Origin of the sequence: Fusibacter paucivorans (genome assembly GCF_018390735.1) — a bacterium.
GTDB lineage: Bacteria > Bacillota > Clostridia > Peptostreptococcales > Acidaminobacteraceae > Fusibacter > Fusibacter paucivorans.
Genome location: NZ_JAHBCL010000005.1, coordinates 123,648 through 147,324, shown reverse-complemented (window position 1 = coordinate 147,324; position 23,677 = coordinate 123,648). Strand labels below are relative to the sequence as shown.

Here is a 23,677-nt window from a genome sequence, read left to right as displayed (position 1 = left end):
AAAAGAATCCAGCATGCAATGTTGGATTCTTTTTATAGGAGTACAAAATGAAGCAATTGAAAAAGATCATGGTGGGACTGCTGCTTTTGGTACTTATTACAGCGGCACTACCAATGAATTTTGCTGCTGATTATACCAGCATTTATGATGATTTAAAATCAAATTATCCCAGTATTATCACCAACTTAAAAAGTGATGGGGCAACAGATTCCGACATTAAGAATTTTTTAGATGAGCTATCCGGAGAAATTGGCAGTAGTTCGGGCCTGACAGAGAGTAATTTCGATTCTAAAATGTATGCGGCGTTGAAAGAGGTGCTCTTTGTGGATGGCAACATCAAAATGGCAAAACCGGCATATCAGCCGCTGGCACTTGCCATGCTCAGCCATTACGGCAGTGTGCTGAGCAGCGGTGAACTCTCCGGGGATCTATTGGCGCTTCGTAATGTCGTTATGTCGAAGATCCTGGGATCATCAACTACACCGGGCGGGACAACTGCTCCGGGCGGCGGTGGCGCTGCGCCTGCGGGACCAACTGATGATTCGCAAAATGATATTGCTTATAGCCGTGAAAATGATGCCCTAGGCACAAAACTGAAAATGGATATAGCGGCGATACAGGATATGGCCAAAAACGCAAGTGACAATAAACTGTCGCTGTCATTTGGCGATATTGATTTAGCAAACAGCGAACGTATTGACTTAAGTGGCATTGCAAAAGCATACGACAATGTCTCAAAGGTAAGCTTGGTACTCGATCAAGTCGCGATTGAACTTTCCAAAGAAACCGGAACAGCCTTATCAAATAAAGTCTTGGATTTGACGTTTGCCGATAAAAAGCTGAAATTTGATTGGGAGACACTGACGAAAGCACCAAAGGATTTAAGAGAACCGGTTAAAATAACGCTGCCGCTGGATGCAAATGAAAATGGAGCACAAGCCACTGTCTATCGAATAGATGAAACGGGGACTATAGCATCAGTAGGTGGGTATTTCTCGGATGGCAATGTTTCCTTTTTCGCAGATAAGCCCGGAGAATACTATGTTGCGAATAACACAGTAGCTTTTGAGGATCTTGGTTTAAATGACTACTGGGCCGCTAAAAAAGTACAGCGCCTTGGCAATTTAGGCATTATTGGCGGCACATCTGTCACGACATTTGACCCATCGGCACCGATTACCAGGGCGCAATTTGCGACGCTGGCGACCAAGATGATGAAATTTGACAATGCAATGCCGGAAACTTCTTTTTCCGACGTACCTTCTAATGAATGGTATGCGCCTTATGTCAATGCAGCATTGGATTTTGGCTTAATGTCTGGGCGTGGTGACGGCATTTTTGATCCGGATGGTGAAATAACACAGCAGGAAATCTTGATTGTTTTAAGCAAGATTTTAACGTCAAAAGGTGTTGAAGCCGGTACAGAAGAAAGTGATTCGAGCATGGCATATAAATTGTCATCAGCTTCTGCGTGGGCAACAGATGCCGTCAAGAATGCCATTTCAAACGGTGCGCTTACCGATATACCGTTGTCTTCAATTCAATTGGATCGAGCGGCAACGCGACTTGAAACGGCGAATATGCTTTATGAAGTTCAGGAGGAATTATACCGGTAGATGATCAGTCAATCGCTTACATGGCTTAATCAAATAATGATTCCGGAGTTAAAAGTGATGCTGACGGCAGCACTGCCGGTATTAGAATTAAAAGCTTCACTGCCGCTGGGCATTGGACTTGGGATGCATCCAGCCTATGCATTCCTGCTCAGCTATATTGGAAGCCTTTTGCCGGTGCCGTTCCTCTTTTTACTCATTCGGCCTGTTTTCAAATGGATTAAACAGATTGAACGGCTAAAAGGGCGCATTGAATCACTGGAGCGTCGCACGATTCACAAAAGTGTGAAGATCCAAAAATACGGTGTCATCGGCCTGTTTATGTTTGTGGCAATTCCTTTGCCGGGAACAGGTGTTTGGACGGGGACGCTGGGGGCGGTCTTGTTGGATATTCGATTTAAGTGGGCGTTTCCTGCCATTTGTCTCGGCAATTTTATGGCAGGCATGATTATCATGACGTTGAGCAATGGTATTTTTGCACTGTTTCAGTAGTGGCGTCCGTTTGTTATCAGCATTTAATATTTAAGACACAAGCAGGTCATATTCTTATGGTATAATTCACTGGCGAGAGGGTATATAACCCCTGTTAGGAGTATTGTATGCATAAAAAATATGACCTTTTTTTGATTGTTTTACTGTTGATACTGGTGCTGCAGCCTTTGAGTTTCGCGGATAATGATCGTGTCATTCGCAGTGGTGCCGAATTATTGCATGATTACGGAATCGTCAATGGCTACAATGGTGATTTAATGACTGATAAACCATTGACGCGAGCTGAAGCTTGTGTATTGCTGTCCGAACTTCATCATGAAAAGTCTGCTGCTTCATCCGCTGTTTATCAGGCTTATTTTTCCGATGTCTCATCAACGGCATGGTATGCGCCTTATGTTACATATGCAAAGTCTCAGTCGTGGATTGGCGGTTATCCAGACGGCAGTTTTAAACCTGAAGCAACCATTAATGCAAAAGAGTGGGCATCGATGATGATGACGTTGATGGGTTACCCGTTTTCATGGGATAACATCGGGAATGATATTGCTGCATTGGGTATTAATTTTTCGGGTGCACAATTTGAAGCTTTTAACAGAGGCGAAGCCTTTGAATTATTATGGCAAGTGCTGAATACCAATGCTTATGGTGAACAGGTGACGCTTGGCACATCGCTGGGATACTTCGATGAAACGGTGGAATCAAGTGATGCTGCTATTCTCGGCTATATGACGCCGAGTCTTCGGATGATTCGCCTGAAACTTGATACCGCATTAACGGTGGAATCGGTTTCAAATGCACGTTTGACGGTTTTAGATGATGATGGCGTACCAATTGATGTTGCAAAAGTGCTTTACGATGAATCAACAGATGAAATCCTCGTCATTTTAGCAATGCCTCGTCCAACTTATGATATTGTCTCGCTTGAAGTCATTGGATTGATTGAAGCAGATGGCACGCCGTTAAAAAAACTCACTGAAACGGGGATTGAAATCATTGATATTGTCTATCCTCGGGTATTAGGTGCTGTTGCAGTGGATGCGCAGACGTTAGTCGTTCATTTTTCAGAACCCGTACAGGCGATTGATACCAGCAGTTTTGCTTTTGCCAGTACGGCAGTTGAACTCGAGAGTGTGATGCTGACAGATGAAAGCATGAAAGCGATCATAACGATAACTGGTGGACAGGTAATGCCTGATCAGATAAAATGCTTTAATACCATTAAAGATGATTATGGTCATCAGCTAATTACGCAAACGGTGGCGATTGCTTCAAATGGAATAGATGATTCGACAGATGAAACGATTGATAGTGCCGAAGAAGATATCATAGACAATAATGCAGATGATACCATAGATGGCAATATAGGTGAAAACGATGAAAGTGACCGTACTGACAGTGAATCAAAGGAAACGGATGACAATGTAGATGCAGAGACTGATATGGATCCAGAGGTAGACACAGAGACAGACGCAGAGACTGATCCAGACACGGATCCAGAGACTGATGAAAGTAGTATTCCGTATTCGACTGACAATGAAAGTGATGTCAACGGCCTTTTTAATGAACCCTTTGGGAATTAGCGGCAGCGAATGGCCAGTCATAGCCATTAGGCACGTGTTTAATGCATTGCCAAAATTGAATATAGCGTGTTTCTGGTTGAAAATTTGATGGGATTAGATATAATTGTATTAATACAAGTAACAGGGGGGCAGTGTTTTGAATCGTCGTCAAAAGAATATCTATCAGCGTATAAAAAAACGTGTCATTTTGTTGCTGATTTTAATGACGCTTACAGTTTTGGGGATTATTATCACTTCAATGGCAATGGCATCGACATTAAAGACAGCTTCTTCAGTTGTCAATATATTCGGCAGACAGCGCATGTATACACAGGCGATTGCTAAGAATGCCTCCAGAACCTCGGTGCTCTATACCACCATTGACTCTGATGAAGCCATTCAAAATGTCGATCTCCTTGAGCAGAAGTTAGCCAAATCAAAAGAACAGCTCATTGCAGATCGAGATACTTTTACGGAAGTATTCAAACATTTGGCAGAGGGCTATGTCGATGTTGACGGGGAACAATTTGTGATTAATGCGCATATTATGGCAGCTTTAGAAGCCGATGTAAGCGAATTACATAATCTTTGGATTCCTTTTTCGGATGCAGTCGATGTGATCGCCAACAGCAATGGTATTGATCTGGCATTTCGAGAAGCACTTATTTTTATCAATGAAAACAACGAAGACTTACTCTACTATGCGCAACACGTTACTGATGGTTTTGAATCTATGATTATTGATGACTATACGCGGTATCGCAATATTACGATCCTGCTGGTAGGTATTTTGATTTTAAATGCAGCGGGACTTGTGGTGCTGCTCTATTCCTATCTCTTTTCAGCACTAGACGTCTTTTACAATGAGATTGAAAAGCTCGGGATTGATCATGATCACGGCGTCAATATTATGCAGAATCGATCGCTGATTGATGAGATAAAATTACTGCTCGTTGGGTTCAAAGAAACACTGGAACTCGTGGAACGCATTAATGCAAGTGGTTCTTTTAGTGAAACCCTTAAGGATATTTACGAATCATTCAGCCACTACCTGCCCTATACCTATATCGGCATCGCACTGCTAAAAGAAGATGATCCAACACGAATCGTCGCATCTTATGGCATTGGTGAAGAACAACACCCAGGGCTTGCAAAAGAACTGCTGCACTATGAAGCAAAGCTGCATGAGACCAGTCTCGGCAGAATTATGGAAACCAATAGGCCGCGTGTAATCAATGATTTGGATGCTTATTTTAAAATCCATGAAATGAGGGAATACAGCCGAATTATTATGAAACACGGCATTAAATCCTCGATAACGCTGCCGCTTAGAGCGAATGAAATGCCGCTGGGGTTTATCTTTTTCTCCAGTAATCAAAAAGATGTTTATCAGGAAAAGCATATTGAATACCTGAAACTGATCAGTAATTCAATTGCGCTTTCATTTGAAAAGAATATATTTTCTGAAGAGCTTGTTTATTCCAGTGTTCTGGCACTTGCAAAACTAAGTGAAGCACGTGACGAGGATACTGGAGAGCATCTGAAGCGCATGAGCCATTATGTCGGTGTGATCGCCGAGGCACTCAGTGAGACAGATCGTTATAAAGACGTTATTGATCAGAACTTTATCACAAACATCGTTCGCTTTTCACCGATGCACGATATCGGTAAAGTCGGCATACCCGATTATATTTTATTAAAACCCGGCAAATTAACGGCAGAAGAATTTGAAATGATGAAATTCCATACGGTCTATGGCGCCAATGTCCTCAACGAAGCGGAAATGAACGTCCAACGAAGCGGCAGAAGCCTGTTTCAGATGGGGATTGCCATTGCGCTTAACCATCACGAAAAATTTGATGGCTCAGGGTATCCCAATGGTTTAATCGGTGAGGCAATACCACTGGAAGCTCGGATTGTCAGCGTTGCGGATGTTTTTGATGCCCTGTTGTCAAAGCGGCCGTATAAAGAGCCGTTTACCATGGAAGAAACCCTTAGGATTATCAATGAAGGACGCGGTAAACACTTTGATCCCTTTATAATCGATGTTTTTAATGCGAACTTAGAGCGTTTGACAGCAATTCAGCATCTGTATCTCGATTCATAATAATGATGAAAGTCTCAAAATATTGCTTCATGCAGTTAATTTTGGGACTTTTTTATGAAGTTTATATGAAAATTGGCTAAAGAGACTGTTTTTATTTGATTAATGTGCCGATAAAGCGTATGATAGAAGTAACTTAAAAGTTTATTGAAGGGATGTGATATCTTAGATGAATGAATTTTTAGGGGCTCCAGGCGGATTTGCCGCAATTTTCGCCATGTTATGGATCGGATTGGAAGGCGTTTGGCTGCTTTACAGACGATTAAAACATCACATACAAGAGCACAGGTAATACATATATGATTAATCATTCATAGCGGCAAAAGAAAAGAAGCGCTTCGGCGTTTCTTTTTTATGTCTCCATCGTTGAAACACAGTTAGGATTCACTGAGAATGTCATGAATTCATTAGTATCGTAAGTAATAACGGCAATAAAAATAAACGAATTGTCATTAATCCTTTTCTTTTTTGGTATAGGTATAAAGAAACTGCATTGTGGTGTTGACAATAGTCTTAAGTTGCATTTTCGCTATAATAGATTGCATTTTTCTCTTATGAAAAAAATAGATTGCAGTGAAAGGGTAAAAATCTGAATGATGTCATTTCATCAGATAATTAGGGCTATATAAATTTACTTTTTATATTATAATAATATTGAGGGGATCTATTTAAACAGGAGGTAGGATGAAAACAAAATATTCTATGAAGATGAAACTGGTGTCGATTTCGGCGCTTTTGCTCATTGTACCGATGTTGCTCATCGGTGTTACGAGTTATTGGCAGGCGAAGCAGGCTCTGACGTCAAAGGGTGAAATTATTTTAAAGAACGCTGTCACACAGGCAATCGGATTGATTGATGCACAGAAACAAGCAGTGGCGCGTGGTGAAATTTCACTTGAAGATGCACAGGAAGCGGTTAAGCAAGCGCTTTTAGGACCAATGGACGCCGAAGGAAAGCGTCCAATCAGCAAAGCGGTCAATTTAGGTGAGCACGGCTACTTTGTCGTCTATTCGCCAAAGGGAATTGAAATAATGCATCCATCACTTGAAGGGCAAGATGCATGGGATGCAGAAGATAAGAGCGGTTCAGGGCTAAAGCTTGTACAAGAACAGATAAAAGCTGCCATGAACGGCGACGGGTATGTGTCCTATGCGTGGACATTGCCGGATTCAGAAGAAATTGGGACGAAGCTCTCTTATCAAAGTTATGATCCCGATTGGGAATGGATTGTATCAGCAGGTGCTTATGCAATGGACTTTGATGCGGCAGCAAACGGCATTCTTTTCAATATGATTATTATCCTCGCCATTACGATGGTCGTTGGCATCATTGTTATTTTGCTGTTTTCAAATCACATTGCCAGACCGATTGCATCCATTACCGGTGCGCTCGTTGAAGTGTCTGAGGGGAACCTGACGATTGACCCAGTTGAAAACAAAAATTCTGATGAAACGGCGATACTGGCTTCATCATTTAATTTAATGCTGGCGAACATGCGGGATATGATCGAAACGACGATTCATTCCTCGGAATCAGTAGGAACGCTGTCAGACTCGCTTTCAGCCATTACAGAGGATACGACGAAAGCGATTAATGAAGTTGTCATCACCATACAGGAAGTGGCAAACGCCGTCGCTGATGAAGCCAGTGGCGCAGAAGCTGTCGCGGGTAAGATGAATGTACTCTCAAAGAGCATTGAGTTCATTGCTGAAGCGACTGCACAGATGAACCGCGCCATTGATGATACCGTTAAAAAAAGCAGAGATGGTATTCAAACCATGGTAAAACTTGAAGAGGCTTCTGGCCAAACAGATGATGCAACGCAGAAAATTGCTGAAGTCATTAAAAAAGTAGATGAGTCCAATGGTAAAATCAATATGATTACCAACTCAATTACGGATATTTCCGAACAGACGAATTTGCTGGCGCTCAATGCTTCCATTGAGGCGTCAAGAGCCGGTGAAGCCGGTAGAGGTTTTGCAGTCGTTGCTGAAGAAATTCGCAAACTCGCCGTTCAGTCTGCCAGTGCGGTTTCTGAAATTAAAGCAATTATTGATGAGATCAATCGCTATTCACAGCTTTCTGTTGAGACAATGGATGATGTCAAAGAAGTGATCAAGAGCCAAAATGAAATGGTGGATGTCACAAAAGTTCAGTTTGACAGCATCGCAGAGGCGATTCAAAGCTTAAGCCAGGTCGTCGAAAAATTGACAGGGGAATCCAATGAAATGAATACCATGCGCGCTGATATACTGGAAGCCGTACTAAATATTTCAGCATCGACAGAAGAGACGTCGGCGGCAACGGAAGAAGTATCGGCATCTTCTGAAGAACAACTGGCGGGTATGACAGAAATTAACGAGCAAACATCTGAGCTCAATACGGTTGCGCATAAATTAAATCAGATTATCAAACAGTTTAAGATTTAAATGATGTCGTTTCCTCATTAGGTTTACTGTCTGCCTCTTATAAAAAGCATTGCACGATTTGTTACAGCGCTATAAGTTGCACAAAAGCAAGGACGATTATAAAGTGGTAAAAGAAAGCGTAGGTGGCGTGCCGTCGCCCTTGTATGATTGACGATAATATTGTGTTCAATCATGCATGTGACGGCACCTTGCCTGCGTTATTTTATTGAAGACAATTTCCGCATTAAGTATTTTAAAAATAAAAAAGCCGCTTGACGACTGTCAAGCGACGTTTAGACTGTTTCAATTAAGATGTGTGCTGTTTCTGATAAAATGTGAATCTTAAGCAGCTTCATATTGCTGCTTAAGACAGAAATAAAATGGTTAGACTTGTTCAGAAAGACTTTGTAGTTCTTCGACCATACCGTAGATGCTGTCGATGGACTGCGTCAGCTCGCTCAAAATTGTCGTGATTTCTTTGGATAAGCCGCTGATGGTATTGGTCTCATCTTCAATAACTTGGCTGTCACTGAGAATACTCTTGGTCATCTCTGTGATATTGGCAGTCGATTCGTGACTGCGTTTTGATAAGTTGCTGATTTCTTCAGCAACCACGGCAAAACCACGGCCTTGTTCGCCTAGTCTGGCGGATTCAATCGCAGCGTTAATGCCTAACATATTGCTCTGTCTCGCAATGGTATTAATGACACTGGAAACCGATTCGATTTCTTTGATCTTTTTGTTAAAAGCATCTGTGACATCAGCCAGTTGATGCGCCAAACTCGAAAATTTATCAGACTTAGAATATATTTCATGGGTAAAAGCGTTGACCTCAGAAATGTTGTCGGAGAGTTCTTTGGCCATTGATTTCAAAAGCTCTTGCTTTTCTGTGCTTTCACCGATGAATAAACTACCAATCACGTCGTCTGTTTCGGGGTCAATTATCGGGATGGCGGCACCAACATAGGGTATTCCAAACAATGAAGCATCAACGATTGCATATTTTTTTTCTCTTGCTTTCATGGCAAGGTCTACAAGAGAACCGCTTTTCAGCGGAGAACCTACCGAAACACGATGATCCAACTGCTTACCAGGGATGTATGACAGATAATGGGTACGATCGGTAACGGCAATGGCGGTATCTTTAATGGTTAATTCATTAATTAAAGGGGCTGCATTAATTAATTGCTCAATGATTGGATGATGCTTCATACGGAATGACTCCTTTAGCTGTTTGTACACAATTAGAATATGCAATATTCGTGCCAACTAAAAAATTACGACTGCTCACATCGCAAAATGGCTTAAAGTGTTTAAAATTCAACATTTTCGGAATGCATGATACTAATCGTTTTGAGATAAGTGACAACAAACGACGTCAAATACGCCGAAAAAGTGTAATCATTTTTATACAAATAACAAGCATGTGTTTCTGTCAGAGATTAAAATAAGTAAATTTATGTTTACGGTTGTCGACAAACACAATGGCGACGTAAACAAATTGTTACACTTTGCTATGTTTGATTTACATTCTTATTATAACGCTTTATGAATAAATTGTAAACAATATTTGCTTTGCGTCTATGGCATAATAGTGACAGAGACATTATAGGAGAAAGAAAAAGTTTAGGAGGCGGCATGGATAGTGTAGACTATCGTTTAACGGAAGGCGCCATTGTCAAGAAACTTTTAAAATTGACATTGCCGATTATGGGAACGAGTTTTTTGCAAATGGCCTATAATTTGACTGATATGTTTTGGATTGGCTTTATGGGTTCAAAAGCCGTTGCGGCGCTGGGCATAGCAGGCTTTTTTTCTTGGCTTTCGATGGCCTTTGTCTTAATTTCAAGAGTGGGAACGGAGATACGGGTTGCGCAACTCGTTGGGGGAGACCGAGATAAAGAAGCAAAAACCATTGCGCGAACAGGTGTGCAATTGACGGCTGTTATGGGCATCGTATATGCGATAGCCGTCTATGTATTTCGATATCCGCTCATTGGTTTCTTCAACACACAAGATGCTCAGGTTGAGGGAATGAGTATTGCGTATTTAAGCATTATCTGCATTGGTTTTATCGGCCTCTTTCTCAATCAGGTGTTCACAGGACTGTTTAATGCCGTTGGCAATAGCCGAACACCATTTGTTTTCAATACCATTGGCTTAGTGTTAAACATGGTATTGGATCCTGTGTTGATTTTAGGGTTTGGCCGTATTCCTGGATTGGGCGTTAAAGGTGCCGCGATTGCAACAGTTTTTGCACAGCTCAGTGTTATGATGCTGTTTCTATTCTCTATTTTAGGACGTCAAATGCTGATGAAAAGTTTTACGCTTTTTGGCTCTCCAAAATTGTCACATCTGCTTGAAATTATACGCATGGGTGTGCCGCCGGCTGTACAGAGCGGAATCTTTACGATTATTTCCATGATTATTGCAAGATTGATTGCAGATTTTGGACCAACGCCAGTTGCGGTACAAAAGGTCGGTTCACAGATTGAATCGATTTCGTGGATGACGGCTTCGGGATTTTCTGTTGCGCTAAGTGCTTTTATTGGACAGAATTTTGGTGCTGAGAAAAGAGATCGCGTGTATGAAGGCTACAAGAAAGCGATGCAAATTGCCATTGTGTTAGGTGTTTTTACAACACTCCTGCTCTATTTCGGTGCGCGTCCACTCTTTATGATTTTTATTCGAGAGCCCGACGCGGTTGCTTATGGTATTGATTACTTGAAAATACTGGCACTTTCACAGCTCTTTATGTGTGTCGAAATTACAGCATCCGGCATTTTTAACGGATTGGGTCATACGAAGCCGCCAGCTTTTATTGGCGTATGTTTCAATGTGCTGAGGATTCCAATAGCACTATGGTTTACAAATTATCTTGGATGGGGTATCAACGGTATCTGGTGGAGTATCACCATCAGTTCTGTTTTAAAAGGCGTGGTCGCGTATTTGTGGCTTCAAAGTGTTCTAAAGCAGACCCAAATTGCATCATCGCCGCATCTGTCATAATCATGATGCTGCATGAAACGGTATAAAGCGGTATAAAGCTTCATGAAACAGTAGGATGTTCATATGATGCCTAATCATTATGATCCCAACAATCATAATACCGATGATGGGAAGCAACATCACTAAAGGTGAAAAGACTAAAAACAGGAATGGCTGCATTTTAAAATTTTGTGTGCAGCGGTTCCTGTTTTTTTTAAAAGGAGAATATAACAAATCAATAACTGTTTTATGATAGAAAAGTCAGCCCGTGATCAAATGTTTGATAGGGCGTCTTTTATTTCACAATTTTCTGTCGGCAATTTCTATGATCACTTTATCATTTTATATCAGTAGTGCAGGCCCATAATTGAAAGCGAGATAGATAAGGTAGCAAACGAGCAGAACCATGCCTTCCATACGAGAAATCTGCTCACCGCTGTTTAGGGTGAAAATTCGGAAGAGCACGAGAATAATCATTAAAAACGGCAGCTGAATACTGTAGAAGTTGCTGGGAACGGCAAGTCCTTCCTTCGTAACGGCAGCAGCGGCACCAATGACAAAGAGAATATTGAGTATATCGGCTCCCATGATGTTGCCGAGGGCTAAATCACTATGTCCCTTTGTAACGGATTTAATGGCAGTGGTGAGCTCTGGCAGACTAGTACCGAAAGCGACGAGTGTTGCAGCGATAATGCTCTCCGGAATGCCAGCGCGGATTGCCAGCACCTCAACAGATGGGATTAACACTTTAGAAGCGATAATAACAATGGCAATCCCAATAATAATCAGGAGGAAGTCCAGCGAGACGTGAGTTGATGGCGTAATTTCTTCGGTTTCATAAGTTGACGACGTACTTTGTTTCATGGAGCGGTAAAGATAGGCGACGAGCAGTATGATCAAAATGATTCCCATCCATTGGGAAATATTGCCGATGCCGCCGGGATGCCAGAAAGGCAGACTGAAAATGACGATGAGAATGCCGACGGCAAATTGCGTCCAACTCTGAAAGCGAATAGCGTTGATATCAATGGGCAAAGGTGCAATTTGGGAAGCGATTCCGATGATGAGGCCGGTGTCGACGATGACAGAGCCGATGGCGTTGCCAAGTGCTAGATCCGGAACGCCCTGAACGGCAGCCAAAACAGAAACGGATGCTTCTGGAAGTGTTGTGCCAAGCGATACGATGGTGGCGCCAACAATGGCTTTGGGAATATTAAAGTGCCTTGATACGGAAACCGCATGATCAACCAAGAGATCTGCACCCTTTCCCAAGCTAAACAGACTGATAACCCCGACCAAAACAACTGCAATCGTTGGCAGATTGCTAAATATTTGCATTAAAAACGCTTCCATAATGTACCGCTCCTCATCCCAAAAGTTTACAAACAATAAAAAAGACACTACAACTTTCATTGTAGAGTCTCACAGAATACATTCATATCATCTAAGCCGGGCTTTCGCCGTAATGACGACTTAGATTCCCAAATAGGCAGTTACTCCCTCTAATAAAATGAGTGTATCACTTCCATACCGAATGTCAAGTCTTTTTTACATCTCCGAATTGGGCAGAGGGATCTTAAATGTCGGTGCCCCAGCTGCGTAGGGTGCAATTTCATAAGGTTCAAAGTAGATGACAATCCAGTTGTCGTCGAGATAAAACTTCTGATCTTCGGAGATGCCTTCAAATACATAGCTGTTTTCCTCTGTTTCCAGTGTGTCAATGGCATTATAAATAATATCATTGATATAAGTTTGGTAATCGAAGTCCGTTTCAAAGAGATCGCTGAGCTGAATCGCTGCACCCGAATTTAAATCGTAATTAAAATAGGTTGCCGAAGAAAGGCCATGTGCACCGCCGGTGTACTGATAGAAATTTAAGCCAATGCTCAAATAGCGCTGCGTATTCGTATAGGTGCGATAGTTGGCAGCATAATAATAGGGACGAAGGTCAAAAGCATCGTTTTCATTCGCGGCATGGTCTTCAATGGCAAGTGCGATGTTATAATTCATCGCCGTATCAATGCGCGCCTTTATAGCGTCGTTGATTTGCATAAACTGATTGGAATCACCGAGTATGACGGGATAAATATAATTTAAATTGAAAGCATCGCTGTAATCTGTTCGAATCGTGTAGTCGATGACGGCGGCAATATGCGGAAGTTTCATATCACCATCGCCATAAGGCGTCACGGAAACCGTGATGGTAAAAGGTTCTGTTTGTTCATATGACAAATAATAAGCAGGTGCAATAATCTCAATTTCATCTTGATCATTAAAATGGAAGGCGCTGTCTATTTGCCAGTAATCAAAAATGTGTGTATTCATCGGCGACTGGTACTGTAACGCATAGGCATCGGCGAACGCACTGTAAAGCGCTTCTTCTGAAAGGATATCAAAGAGGTGAATGCGCTGGCCGGACGGCAGATCAAAATTTAAAAACTGTTGCTGTGACAATAGTGAATCGTCATCGGTAACACCCTTTATCCTGTAGCTCAAAAGATTCGCGTCGACATAGAGCGCCGTTCCTTCAAGTGAGAGATTTACGAGATCCTCGGATGTGGTATTAGCGAGCTGATCATGACCGGCATTGTCATCGTCGTTGGCATCATGACGGGTCTCTGCATCTTCTGAATGGTCGAGAGAAAAGCGATCGTTCGCATTTTTGATTCTGAGATTGGTGTAAATACTTGTTCGCGTATCACTTAACTGTTTTTCAATTGCCTTATTCACAGCATCCATAACCAATGTATCGCTGTAATTTTCAATATAACTATAGATCGTCGTCGAGCGCATGTATGCGTCTTCTGTCAAGTCAGATGTCGTCGCCATCGACGGCGGTGTTTTGACATCGGGATCCTGCTGTTGAACAGCGGGTGGGTTTACGGGTGTGGCCTCAAGCTGCGGCAGCGTCTGCTGTGCCTGACATCCGCTTAAAAGGATGCATAGCGCTGCGATTCTAAGAACGTGTCTCGATGACATATTTAACTCCTGTATAGACATAATCGATCAATAGATCGTGTATTGGTAAGAAAAAATCCCATGAGGAAGACAGTCAATCGTATTTATTGGCGAGATCATAGGGGCTTCAAGAGCTGGTGCAAAGTCTGCAAAACCCTATAAGAACCTATAATGCTATTATAGCGTGACGATGTGTATTCATTGTGACGAATTGTAAAATTTATGTGCACTTATGTTAAGAATACGAATGAAACTGGTAATAATTCACCAAATATTCTGAAACGCTTGATTTTTAAACTTGATAGGCGTAAGATAAAAGATGTCTATATTTTCGAACAGTAGACAAATTTTTATTTGGGAAGTGTGTGGTGTGTTACAGAATCAGTTAGCAATAGCAGTGGGCGTGTTTACGATCACTTATGTGATTATCATGTCCGAAAAGCTCAACCGCACGGCGGTTGCAATGGTGGGCGCATTTTTGATGCTCATCTTGAATGTCGAAAGTCAGGAGCAAGCCATTGAGCACATTGACTTCAATACGATCGGTCTTCTAGTGGGGATGATGATCATCGTGAATATCATGAAAAAGAGTGGTATATTTGAATATATTGCGATCAAGGCTGCCAAGCTATCGAAAGGAGATCCGTGGCGGATCTTAGTGTCATTTGCCGCAATAACGGCAGTGGCATCAGCGCTGCTGGATAATGTGACGACCATTTTGTTGATCGTTCCAGTGACGCTTGTTATTACGGACACCCTGAGACTTAATCCGATACCCTTTCTGGTGCCGGAAATTCTCATTGCCAATATTGGCGGGACGGCGACGTTAATCGGTGATCCTCCCAATATTATGATCGGCAGCGCGACGGGACTTGGCTTCTTGGATTTTGTGGTCAACCTCGCACCTGTGGTCATCGTGATCTTTGTCGTTACAATGTTGCTGTTTAAGCTGATCTACGGTAAGCAGTATTATTGTGAAGATAAAGATAAATTGAAGATTCTGCAGATGAATGAGAATCTTGCGATTAAAGATATGTTATTATTAAAGAAGAGTGTTGTCGTATTGTTCATGACGATTATCGGCTTTTTGCTGCATCAGGCGCTTGGCTATGAGTCAGCGACGATTGCCCTGTTCTTTGGTGCATTGCTGCTATTGGTCAGCGGCGTTGACGTAGAAGATGTCTTTCTGGAGATTGAATGGCCGACGATTTTCTTCTTCCTGTCACTCTTTATACTGGTGGGAGCACTTGAAGGGGTTGGCGTCATGGAGTTTCTTGCAGCAAAACTGTTGAGCTTCACCGAAGGCAATCTTCTGATGACGGCAATGGTTATCCTGTGGGTATCTGCCATTGCGTCTTCGTTTCTCGATAACATTCCATTTGTTGCGACAATGATTCCACTGATTAAAAGCCTCGCGGCAATGTCCACGATAAATGTTGGACCATTGTGGTGGGCGCTGGCACTGGGCGCGTGCTTAGGCGGCAACGGCACACTCGTCGGCGCATCGGCAAATGTCATTGTTTCGGGGATGATATCTCGCCACGGACAGAAGCTATCCTTTGTCGATTATCTGAAAGTGGGTTTTCCACTGATGATCATCTCTGTCATCATTTCTAGTATTTATTTGATTGTATTTTACGTTTAGGAGAGGATGGGCTTATGAGAAAACTCATGAATGCAGAGGTGATGGAACACACGATGCGGCTTAGACAGATGGGGGCAGATGTCCAAGTGATCAATTCTAAAATGTGTTTCGTGTTATTTCAGGTCGGTGAAATTGACGTTGCCTATTGTTACAACGTCAACAAGAAGGGACGCTATTTTCTGGAGAGAATTAAGCCTTACCCGCTGGCGTTAAGAGAATTCGAACGTGAGCAGGATGTCATCGATATTATTGAGATAGATCTAGACCAGTTTCGAAATGCGTCCAAGAGCCATAATATTGACAACTTTATTCAAATCAATCGTATGATCCACAGGACGCTTCGCAAATTTGAGGATTTATTCCTCTATTATAATGTACCGCCAGAAAAAGCGGACTTCATATTGGAACACATGCGGGAAATCAATCTCGAAATCGATAAGACAAAAGCATCTGCCGAGCGGGTTTACTTTAAAAAGAATCCGGATAATCTCTGATTGCCAGACGCTGTTTCCCGAAAGTGACTGTATGGCGAAACGTATCGTTAACAGCGGTTTAATAAGTGTTTAAGGCGTAGATTGTTACAGAATCTACGCCTTTTTATTAAGAAATTGTCGTAATAATTTAAAGGCTTGTTTCTTGAATTGCACCGGTTGGAGTGTTACCATAAGCCTAAACTTGCATAAGGGGTGATGTGCTTGGAAATGCGTTGGCGAAATCCAAAAATTGAACTTTACAAAGAAGCGAAACTCATTAAGTGTTTTGACGCCTGTGCGCTTTCAAACGAAGTCAGTGATGGCGTCGTCGATCTCTTGATCGTCGATGAACCCATCAATCGCCATACGGCGCCAAATGATATTTTGTCTGAAGCTGGACGCGTTCTGAAGCGCAATGGCTTTGTTCATCTGTCATGTTTGATAATCGAGGCGGGACATACCCCATTCTCAGGCTGGCACTACCGGCATAAATGCAAGAAACTCGGCGCAAAGTATACCCTAGAAGAAATCGAAATGCTAATTGAAGAATGCGGTTTTATCATTAATAAAAATGCGATTGAAGAGGAGCGTTCACGTAAGTATCTAAAGTTGGAACTCGTTAAGCTGGAAAGCGATACATTCTCGAAAGCTGTCAGTTATTAATGAATGCGACAATATAACGGAAGTCATTTTCTCTAGAGCACGGCACCTTTTTTGGGTCATTTGTGGCGCCAAATTGGCGTGAGCTGAGGATGGGTAAACCAGATTGACAAAAAAATGACAAAATAAACATAAAATATTTGAGATTGATATGATTAGAGGCGTCGGCAAGTTGTTGTGCGTCTCTTTTTGTGCTAAAATCGGGTATAGTAAGAGAAAGAGAGGGTGCCAGTGTGCTTAAGATCAGCAGGCTTGGGAAAGCTTTTGACCACCGATGCGTCTTAGAGGACGTGGACCTAAATATATCAAAGCGCGAGATCGTGAGCATCATTGGTCCGTCTGGACGCGGTAAAACGACGCTTTTAAAGCTCATTGCAGGTTTGCTGACAGCAGATACCGGCAAGATTGAGCGCTCTTACACACGGCTGAGCTATGTATTTCAAGAGGATCGTCTATTGCCGTGGCTTACCGTTGCTGAAAATGTAAAGCTCGTAAATGATGCGCTTTCGTCGGATGATTGTATGGCGCTTCTTGCGATGATGCGGCTTGCAGACAGTCAGCGGCTGTATCCATCGGAGATTAGCGGCGGCATGCGTCAGCGCGTTGCCATGGCAAGAGCATTTGCTTATGAGCCTGAACTCATTCTCTTAGACGAGCCTTTTAAATCCATTGATCAGTTTTTAAGAAAACAGTTAATTGAAGATATGCTGGCACTTTGGCGTGTTCAGGGACAAAGTGTTTTGCTGGTAACGCATGATCCCGATGAGGCGATTGCCATGTCGGATACGATCTATCTGATGGACGGCATACCAGCGAGCATTGTCAAACGCATTGTGATTGACGCGCCGCGCAATCTTACAGAAACTGCTAAACAAACCATTCGCAATGAAATAGAAAAGTTTTGGGAGGAAGAGACATCATGAGAAAACAACTGTTAATCATCATGACCATATTGATGATGTCACTGGCTGCGGGATGCCAGTCACAAACAAATGAACCCGCTCCGGAAGCGGCAACAGCACAAGAAACATCTGCTCAAGAAACGCCAGCAGCAGAAACACCTGCCGCAGAATCAACGATTGAAGAATCATCGGCTGAAGAAGTACCAGCCGCTGAGCCCATTGCCTTAAGGGCTGTAGCACCGGAGGGTGCAACAACGATTGCCATGTTGAAAATGATTCACGATCAGCCTCAAATCGGGGATAATGTGACGGTTACTTATGAGAGCTTAAATACCACTGAATTACTGGCAGCCGATCTCATGGGCGAGAAGACTGACTTTGCCATCGCACCAACGAATCTTGCGGCGAACTTCTATCAAAAGGGCGTTCCTTATTCGCTTGTCAGCGTTAATACGCATGGTAATCTTTACATGGTGACAACAGAAGAAATTGAGGGCTGGGATGCGATTAAAGGCAAAACGGTTTATATGATCGGGCAAGGTCTTGTGCCGGATTTAATTTTCAGATACATTGCCGTATCAAACGGTATTGATCCGGATACAGATATTGACATAGAGTATCTGAGCGGGGCTTCAGAGATTGCACCGACATTTTTATCTGGAAAAGCTTCTATTATTATTATGCCTGAACCCGTCCTGTCGGTGGTCAGTACAAAAGACGTCGCATTTAAAGTGCTCTTCGACTTCCAGAAGGAATATGAAGCTGCCAGCGGCATGACAGGCGGCTTCCCACAAGCTGGACTGCTTGTGCGCAACGAACTTATCGAAACGCATCCTGCGATTGTTGAAGCCTTTATTGAACAGCTTGAAGAATCGTGCGCATGGGTGAATGAAAATCCTGAGGATGCAGCAGCATACATGCAGGAACTCGATTTAGGCATTCCGGGTCCTGTTGTGATTAAGGCAATGCCTGGACTAAATATCCGTCAGGATTCCATCGCCGATTCAAAAGCGGCGCTGGAAAAAATGTTTGGCATTCTCTATGAGGCATCACCTGAAGCGATTGGAGGCGCGATGCCGGATGAAGCTTTCTATCAATACGGACAATAATTTTCAAAGTGGACGACACTGGGGATATCGAGGGCTATCGGCGATAGCCCTTCTTATCACGTGGTGGATACTGTCTGTAATGATTGGCAAGCAATATATTATGCCATCGCCGATAAGCGTTTTGAAAGAGATCGTGAATCTGCTGACGACATCAACCTTTTATTACACCGTTTTTTCAACGATTTTTCGAACACTTATCTGCGTTGTCATTAGCTTGATCGGAGGCGTTGTCTTAGGGATTGCTTCAGGTTATTACACAGCGCTTCGGGGATTTTTGGCACCGTTTATACGCATTATGCAGACACTGCCGACGATCGTCGTAATCGTTTATGTGATCATTTGGCTGTCCAGTGCGATCGCGCCAATCTTTGTTACATGGCTTATTACGATGCCCATTGTCTATGCAAATGTACTGGAAGGCTACGATGCGATATCAGTAGAATACAGAGAGGTCTTTGCCGTATATGAACTTTCGCCAATGAAACAGCTGCGCTGTCTGGTCTTGCCGTCTGTTAAGCCTTATTTGAAAGCAGCGGTAATTGCCGTTACCTCTTTGGGATTAAAAGTAATGATCGCCTCAGAAGTCTTGGGACAGACGCAGGGTTCTATCGGCAAGAGCATCCAAATAGCGAAAATTAATTTACAGACTGAAATTGTGTTTGCATGGGCCATCGTCACAATCGTTATTGCCATAAGCCTTGAGGCGCTGCTGAAGAAGGTGCTCTTATGAGGCGGGACGCGAAGCGATCATGGCAGCCGGAAGACGTGAAGAACTTATACCAATGGGTGACAGTCGCAAGCGCAGGTAAAGCGGAAGTGCTTTATGAACGGGAAGATCTTCTGCGCCGCTGGCATATTCACACGCGGATTGTCGTGCATCAAAAACAGCTGGATGGGAGCGATGTGTTAATTGATGACAGCGGTCGTGCTGTCAAATGGTCAACGCATGGCGGGAGCCAACTCGACGGGATTAATGACACTGAGCCCGAAGCTAAAACCAATGTCAAAGCTAAAACCAATGTCAAAGCTAAAACCAATGTCGAAGTGAAAACTAAAGGACAAGCGGATACTTGGCTACAAGTTCCCTTAAAAGACAGTGAAGCTGCTGAAGCGCTGCTGTGTGGCGAAATTAAGGGAATCGTTGATCAGCCCAAAGAACCGTATTATGTTTTTAACGATGATTTGAGCTTAAAACGATCTTATGAAGCGCGTGGACGCTACGGTATTCCGAAACGTTTTCTCAATGCCTGGCGGTATATGCTGATTGGTTTGATCGTTACGGGGATGCTCGTCTTTTTCAGATTTTACAAGCTTTGAAACATCAATCGACACTTAAATCAACATGGGAATGATACAAGATCCCTGTCTAAAACCATATAAAAAGCTGTTGCTAAACCGTTGAAGACTGTGCAAATCGAACGGCTTTAGTGAGGGTTTCACAGATGAGTTCATAGTGTGATAATGAAACTATGGCAAACGTTCTGAACGCTGGAAAGACTGGCGTTCATTTTATGTTCTAACAAAAAAACATGATTTTTTGCAAAAAAATCATTTTCCCCTCTTACAATGCGAAAGGGGAAGTGGTACAATTATTGCATGGGGATGATTTATTTTTTTGCTCTAAAAAGTTAAAACTTTAACAAATGGAGGGAGACAAATGCAGTTTATTTTATCAAACGAAGACCTGATGATGCGCGATTTGTTCAGAAAGTTTACAGAGAACGAAGTTGAACCAATTGCAGCAGAGGTCGATGAAAACGAAGAGTTTCCTGTGGAAACTGTGAAAAAAATGACAAAACTTGGCATGCTGGGTATTCCTTACCCACGCGAGTATGGTGGCGCTGGCGGTACTTACTGGCAGTACATCAACTTCGTTGAAGAACTCGCATGCGCATGCGCGACAACTTCAGTTGTCGTATCGGCACATACGTCATTATGTGCATCACCTATCTATGAATTCGGTACAGAAGAACAGAAAAAGAAATATCTGATACCGCTTGCAAAAGGTGAAAAATTAGGTGCATTCGGCTTAACAGAGCCAAATGCCGGAACAGATGCAGCCGGTCAGCAAACAACTGCGGTAAAAGATGGCGACTATTACATCTTAAACGGCAGCAAAATCTTTATTACCAATGCAGGTTATGCAGACGTCTATATCGTTATGGCGATGACAGACCGTGCAAAAGGTCTTAAAGGGATCAGCGCATTTATCGTTGAAAAAGAATTTGAAGGCTTCAGTGTCGGTAAAAAAGAAAAGAAAATGGGGATCAGAGGTTCTAGTACTTGTGAGCTCATCTTCGAAGACTGTAAAGTGCCAGCAGAAAATCTTCTTGGAAGCGAAGGCAAGGGCTTCAAGATTGCAATGATGACACTTGACGGCGGTCGTATCGGTATTGCCGCACAAGCGCTCGGTATTGCACAAGGTGCTTACAATGAAGCAGTCAAATATGTAAAAGAGAGAAAACAATTCGGAAGATCAATCGCAGCTTTCCAAAATACTCAATTCCAAATCGCAGACATGAAAACTAAGATCGAGGCAGCTCGTTTCATGGTTTATTCAGCTGCGTACAAAAAGCAGTTAAAAAAACCTTATGCTCAAGATGCCGCGATGGCGAAACTGATGGCCGCTGAAGTTGCTATGGAAGTAACAACAAAAGCAGTTCAACTCTTCGGCGGTTACGGTTATACACGTGAGTATCCGGTTGAAAGAATGATGAGAGACGCTAAAATCACTGAAATCTACGAAGGTACCAGTGAAGTTCAACGCATGGTCATTTCTGCAAGTGAATTGAAGTAATGGAGGGATATAAGATGAAGATCGTTGTTTGTATAAAGCAAGTACCAGATACCAATGAAGTAAAATTGGATCCAAAAACAGGTACTTTGATTAGAGATGGCGTGCCTAGTATTATCAACCCTGATGACAAGGCAGGTCTTGAAGCTGCACTCAGATTAAAAGATGAGTTCGGTGCACACATTACTGTTATTACCATGGGTCCACCGCAAGCAAAAATTGCATTGCAGGAAGCTTATGCAATGGGCGCTGACCGCGTGATCCTTTTAACGGACAGAGTTTTCGCAGGTGCAGATACACTTGCAACCTCTACGACAATTGCATCTGCACTTAAAAAGCTTGAGTATGACCTCGTTATTACAGGTCGTCAAGCAATTGACGGCGATACAGCACAAGTTGGTCCTCAAATCGCGGAACACCTTAGCTTACCGCAAATTTCTTATGTATCAAAATTTGATCACAAAGGCGATCACGCTATTGTTAAACGTACATTTGAAGATGGTTTCCAAACGATAAAAGTCAAATACCCATGCCTCATCACGGCGCTTGCGGAACTTAATGAAGCGCGCTACATGAGCGTTGCAGGTGTTGTCGATGCCAATCGTTCGCTCGAAATCGAAACATGGACATTCTCAGATATCGATGCGGCTCCAGAAAAAATGGGCTTAAAAGGTTCGCCGACTAAAGTTAAAAAATCCTTCACAAAAGGTGTTAAACAAGCTGGTAAAGTGGTTGAAGGAACACCGAAGGAAGTTGCTACGGCGCTCGTTGATAAGTTACAAGAAAAATTCATTATATAAGGAGGCGTGTCATGAGTATTAATGATTACAAAGGTGTATTAGTATTCGTTGAACAACGCTTCAACGAAATCCAGAATGTTTCGCTTGAATTATTAGGAAAAGGTAGAAAAATTGCGGACGAATTAGGTGTTGATGTAACAGCAGTCGTTCCGGGATCAGATATCAGTAGACATGCGCAATTGTTAATTGAATACGGCGCTGATAAAGTAATGCTTTACGATAACAAAGCGTTAGAGCTCTATACTACAGAGCCGTATACGCAAGTTGTCGTTAAGGCGATTACTGAAGAAAAACCGGAAGTTGTCCTCTTTGGCGCAACTTCAATCGGCAGAGACTTGGCACCAAGAGTATCTGCAAGGCTTCAAACAGGTCTTACAGCTGACTGTACATCACTTGATATCAGCGAAGACAGACTTTTAATGATGACACGTCCTGCATTTGGCGGCAATATCATGGCAACCATCGTTTCACCTGAACATCGTCCGCAGATGTCAACAGTGCGCCCAGGCGTTATGACAAAAATGGAAAGAGAACCAGGCAGAAAAGGCGAAGTTGTCAATGCAAAAGTTGCACTTGAAAAAAATAACCAATTTGTAGAAGTTGTATCATTTGAAAAAGAAGTTGGCACAAAAATGGATATTCAAGAAGCAACTGTTCTCGTATCAGGTGGTCGCGGTATCGGTTCTGCCGATGGTTTCGAGATCTTAGACGGCCTTGCTAAAGAACTGAACGGCTTGGTATCTGCTTCACGTGCTGCTGTTGATATCGGCTGGATGCCGCATGATCGTCAAGTTGGTCAAACAGGTAAAACAGTTCGTCCTAACCTGTATATTGCGTGTGGTATTTCAGGCGCCATTCAACACGTTGCCGGCATGGAAGAATCAGATCTTATCATCGCTATCAACAAAGATAAAGATGCACCAATCTTTGAAATTGCAGACCTCGGTATTGTTGGCGAAGTCCAAAAAGTATTACCGCTCGTTATTGAAGAAATTAAGAAAATCAATGCCGCTAAGGTTATTGAAGATTAATTGCCTTTCATTATACTAACATATAGGAAAGCCGTCTCGTGGCATATTGTCATGAGGTGGCTTTTCTTTTTTGCGATCTTACGCGATCCTCTTTCTTACGCGATTCTAATCTTGGCCTAATGCGTTTTACACTTTTTGGC

Annotated in this window: 19 protein-coding genes; 16 read left to right on the top strand and 3 right to left on the bottom strand. The window is 42.7% G+C overall.

Annotation, left to right across the window (positions count from 1 at the left end; all coding sequences use genetic code 11):
* The first annotated feature begins 47 nt into the window (after positions 1-47).
* From KHM83_RS04180 to KHM83_RS04160, 5 genes are all read left to right on the top strand, one after another.
* Positions 48-1,616 carry an S-layer homology domain-containing protein gene (locus tag KHM83_RS04180; RefSeq protein ID WP_213235655.1) on the top strand — a complete coding sequence of 523 codons (1,569 nt, stop codon included), beginning with the start codon at positions 48-50 and terminating at the stop codon, positions 1,614-1,616.
* A complete protein-coding gene (locus KHM83_RS04175) occupies positions 1,617-2,105 on the top strand; it encodes a COG2426 family protein (protein ID WP_246542858.1) in 489 nt (162 codons plus the stop codon).
* Positions 2,106-2,212: 107 nt separating this feature from the next.
* Positions 2,213-3,685 (top strand): S-layer homology domain-containing protein, encoded by a 1,473-nt coding sequence (locus KHM83_RS04170; RefSeq protein ID WP_213235654.1) that lies wholly within the window; start codon positions 2,213-2,215, stop codon positions 3,683-3,685.
* A 136-nt stretch (positions 3,686-3,821) separates the two neighbouring features.
* Positions 3,822-5,771, top strand: a complete 1,950-nt coding sequence (locus tag KHM83_RS04165; RefSeq protein WP_213235653.1) for an HD domain-containing phosphohydrolase — start codon at positions 3,822-3,824, stop codon at positions 5,769-5,771.
* A 681-nt stretch (positions 5,772-6,452) separates the two neighbouring features.
* Positions 6,453-8,198 (top strand): methyl-accepting chemotaxis protein, encoded by a 1,746-nt coding sequence (locus KHM83_RS04160; RefSeq protein ID WP_213235652.1) that lies wholly within the window; start codon positions 6,453-6,455, stop codon positions 8,196-8,198.
* 363 nt (positions 8,199-8,561) lie between these two features.
* Here KHM83_RS04160 and KHM83_RS04155 read toward each other — a convergent pair whose 3' ends face one another.
* The gene (locus tag KHM83_RS04155) at positions 8,562-9,389 is read right to left on the bottom strand and encodes a methyl-accepting chemotaxis protein (RefSeq protein WP_213235651.1); all 828 of its coding nucleotides are present in this window, start codon (positions 9,387-9,389) and stop codon (positions 8,562-8,564) included.
* Between the two features lie 426 nt (positions 9,390-9,815).
* Between KHM83_RS04155 and KHM83_RS04150 the strand changes: the two genes are divergently transcribed.
* The gene (locus KHM83_RS04150) at positions 9,816-11,186 is read left to right on the top strand and encodes an MATE family efflux transporter (protein WP_213235650.1); all 1,371 of its coding nucleotides are present in this window, start codon (positions 9,816-9,818) and stop codon (positions 11,184-11,186) included.
* Between the two features lie 321 nt (positions 11,187-11,507).
* Here the strand turns inward: KHM83_RS04150 and KHM83_RS04145 are convergent, their stop codons facing one another.
* Together KHM83_RS04145 and KHM83_RS04140 are read right to left on the bottom strand one after the other, a co-directional pair.
* Entirely contained in the window at positions 11,508-12,578 is a 1,071-nt protein-coding gene (locus tag KHM83_RS04145) for a calcium/sodium antiporter (RefSeq protein WP_246542857.1), read from the bottom strand.
* A 135-nt stretch (positions 12,579-12,713) separates the two neighbouring features.
* Positions 12,714-14,144, bottom strand: a complete 1,431-nt coding sequence (locus KHM83_RS04140) for a DUF3298 and DUF4163 domain-containing protein (RefSeq protein WP_213235649.1) — start codon at positions 14,142-14,144, stop codon at positions 12,714-12,716.
* Positions 14,145-14,493: 349 nt separating this feature from the next.
* On the opposite strand from KHM83_RS04140, the gene KHM83_RS04135 reads away from it, so the two are divergent.
* The 10 genes from KHM83_RS04135 (at position 14,494) to KHM83_RS04090 (ending at position 23,537) form a co-directional block, all read left to right on the top strand.
* Positions 14,494-15,768 carry an ArsB/NhaD family transporter gene (locus KHM83_RS04135; protein WP_343213116.1) on the top strand — a complete coding sequence of 425 codons (1,275 nt, stop codon included), beginning with the start codon at positions 14,494-14,496 and terminating at the stop codon, positions 15,766-15,768.
* A gap of 14 nt (positions 15,769-15,782) precedes the next feature.
* Positions 15,783-16,262 (top strand): hypothetical protein, encoded by a 480-nt coding sequence (locus KHM83_RS04130; protein ID WP_213235647.1) that lies wholly within the window; start codon positions 15,783-15,785, stop codon positions 16,260-16,262.
* Positions 16,263-16,463: 201 nt separating this feature from the next.
* The gene (locus KHM83_RS04125; protein ID WP_213235646.1) at positions 16,464-16,904 is read left to right on the top strand and encodes a hypothetical protein; all 441 of its coding nucleotides are present in this window, start codon (positions 16,464-16,466) and stop codon (positions 16,902-16,904) included.
* Positions 16,905-17,134: 230 nt separating this feature from the next.
* Entirely contained in the window at positions 17,135-17,824 is a 690-nt protein-coding gene (locus tag KHM83_RS04120) for an ABC transporter ATP-binding protein (RefSeq protein WP_213235645.1), read from the top strand.
* Positions 17,821-18,912, top strand: a complete 1,092-nt coding sequence (locus KHM83_RS04115; RefSeq protein WP_213235644.1) for an ABC transporter substrate-binding protein — start codon at positions 17,821-17,823, stop codon at positions 18,910-18,912. The genes KHM83_RS04120 and KHM83_RS04115 overlap by 4 nt, the downstream gene beginning before the upstream one ends.
* Positions 18,884-19,642 (top strand): ABC transporter permease, encoded by a 759-nt coding sequence (locus tag KHM83_RS04110; protein ID WP_213235643.1) that lies wholly within the window; start codon positions 18,884-18,886, stop codon positions 19,640-19,642. The genes KHM83_RS04115 and KHM83_RS04110 overlap by 29 nt, the downstream gene beginning before the upstream one ends.
* Complete coding sequence (locus KHM83_RS04105; protein ID WP_213235642.1) at positions 19,639-20,229, top strand: hypothetical protein; 591 nt, start codon at positions 19,639-19,641, stop codon at positions 20,227-20,229. Before KHM83_RS04110 ends, KHM83_RS04105 begins: the two co-directional genes overlap by 4 nt.
* A 340-nt stretch (positions 20,230-20,569) precedes the next feature.
* Positions 20,570-21,709 carry an acyl-CoA dehydrogenase gene (locus KHM83_RS04100; RefSeq protein WP_213235641.1) on the top strand — a complete coding sequence of 380 codons (1,140 nt, stop codon included), beginning with the start codon at positions 20,570-20,572 and terminating at the stop codon, positions 21,707-21,709.
* A gap of 14 nt (positions 21,710-21,723) precedes the next feature.
* A complete protein-coding gene (locus tag KHM83_RS04095) occupies positions 21,724-22,506 on the top strand; it encodes an electron transfer flavoprotein subunit beta/FixA family protein (RefSeq protein WP_213235640.1) in 783 nt (260 codons plus the stop codon).
* A gap of 11 nt (positions 22,507-22,517) precedes the next feature.
* On the top strand, positions 22,518-23,537 hold the full coding sequence (locus tag KHM83_RS04090) for an electron transfer flavoprotein subunit alpha/FixB family protein (RefSeq protein ID WP_213235639.1): 1,020 nt from the start codon (positions 22,518-22,520) through the stop codon (positions 23,535-23,537).
* The last annotated feature ends 140 nt before the right edge of the window (positions 23,538-23,677 follow it).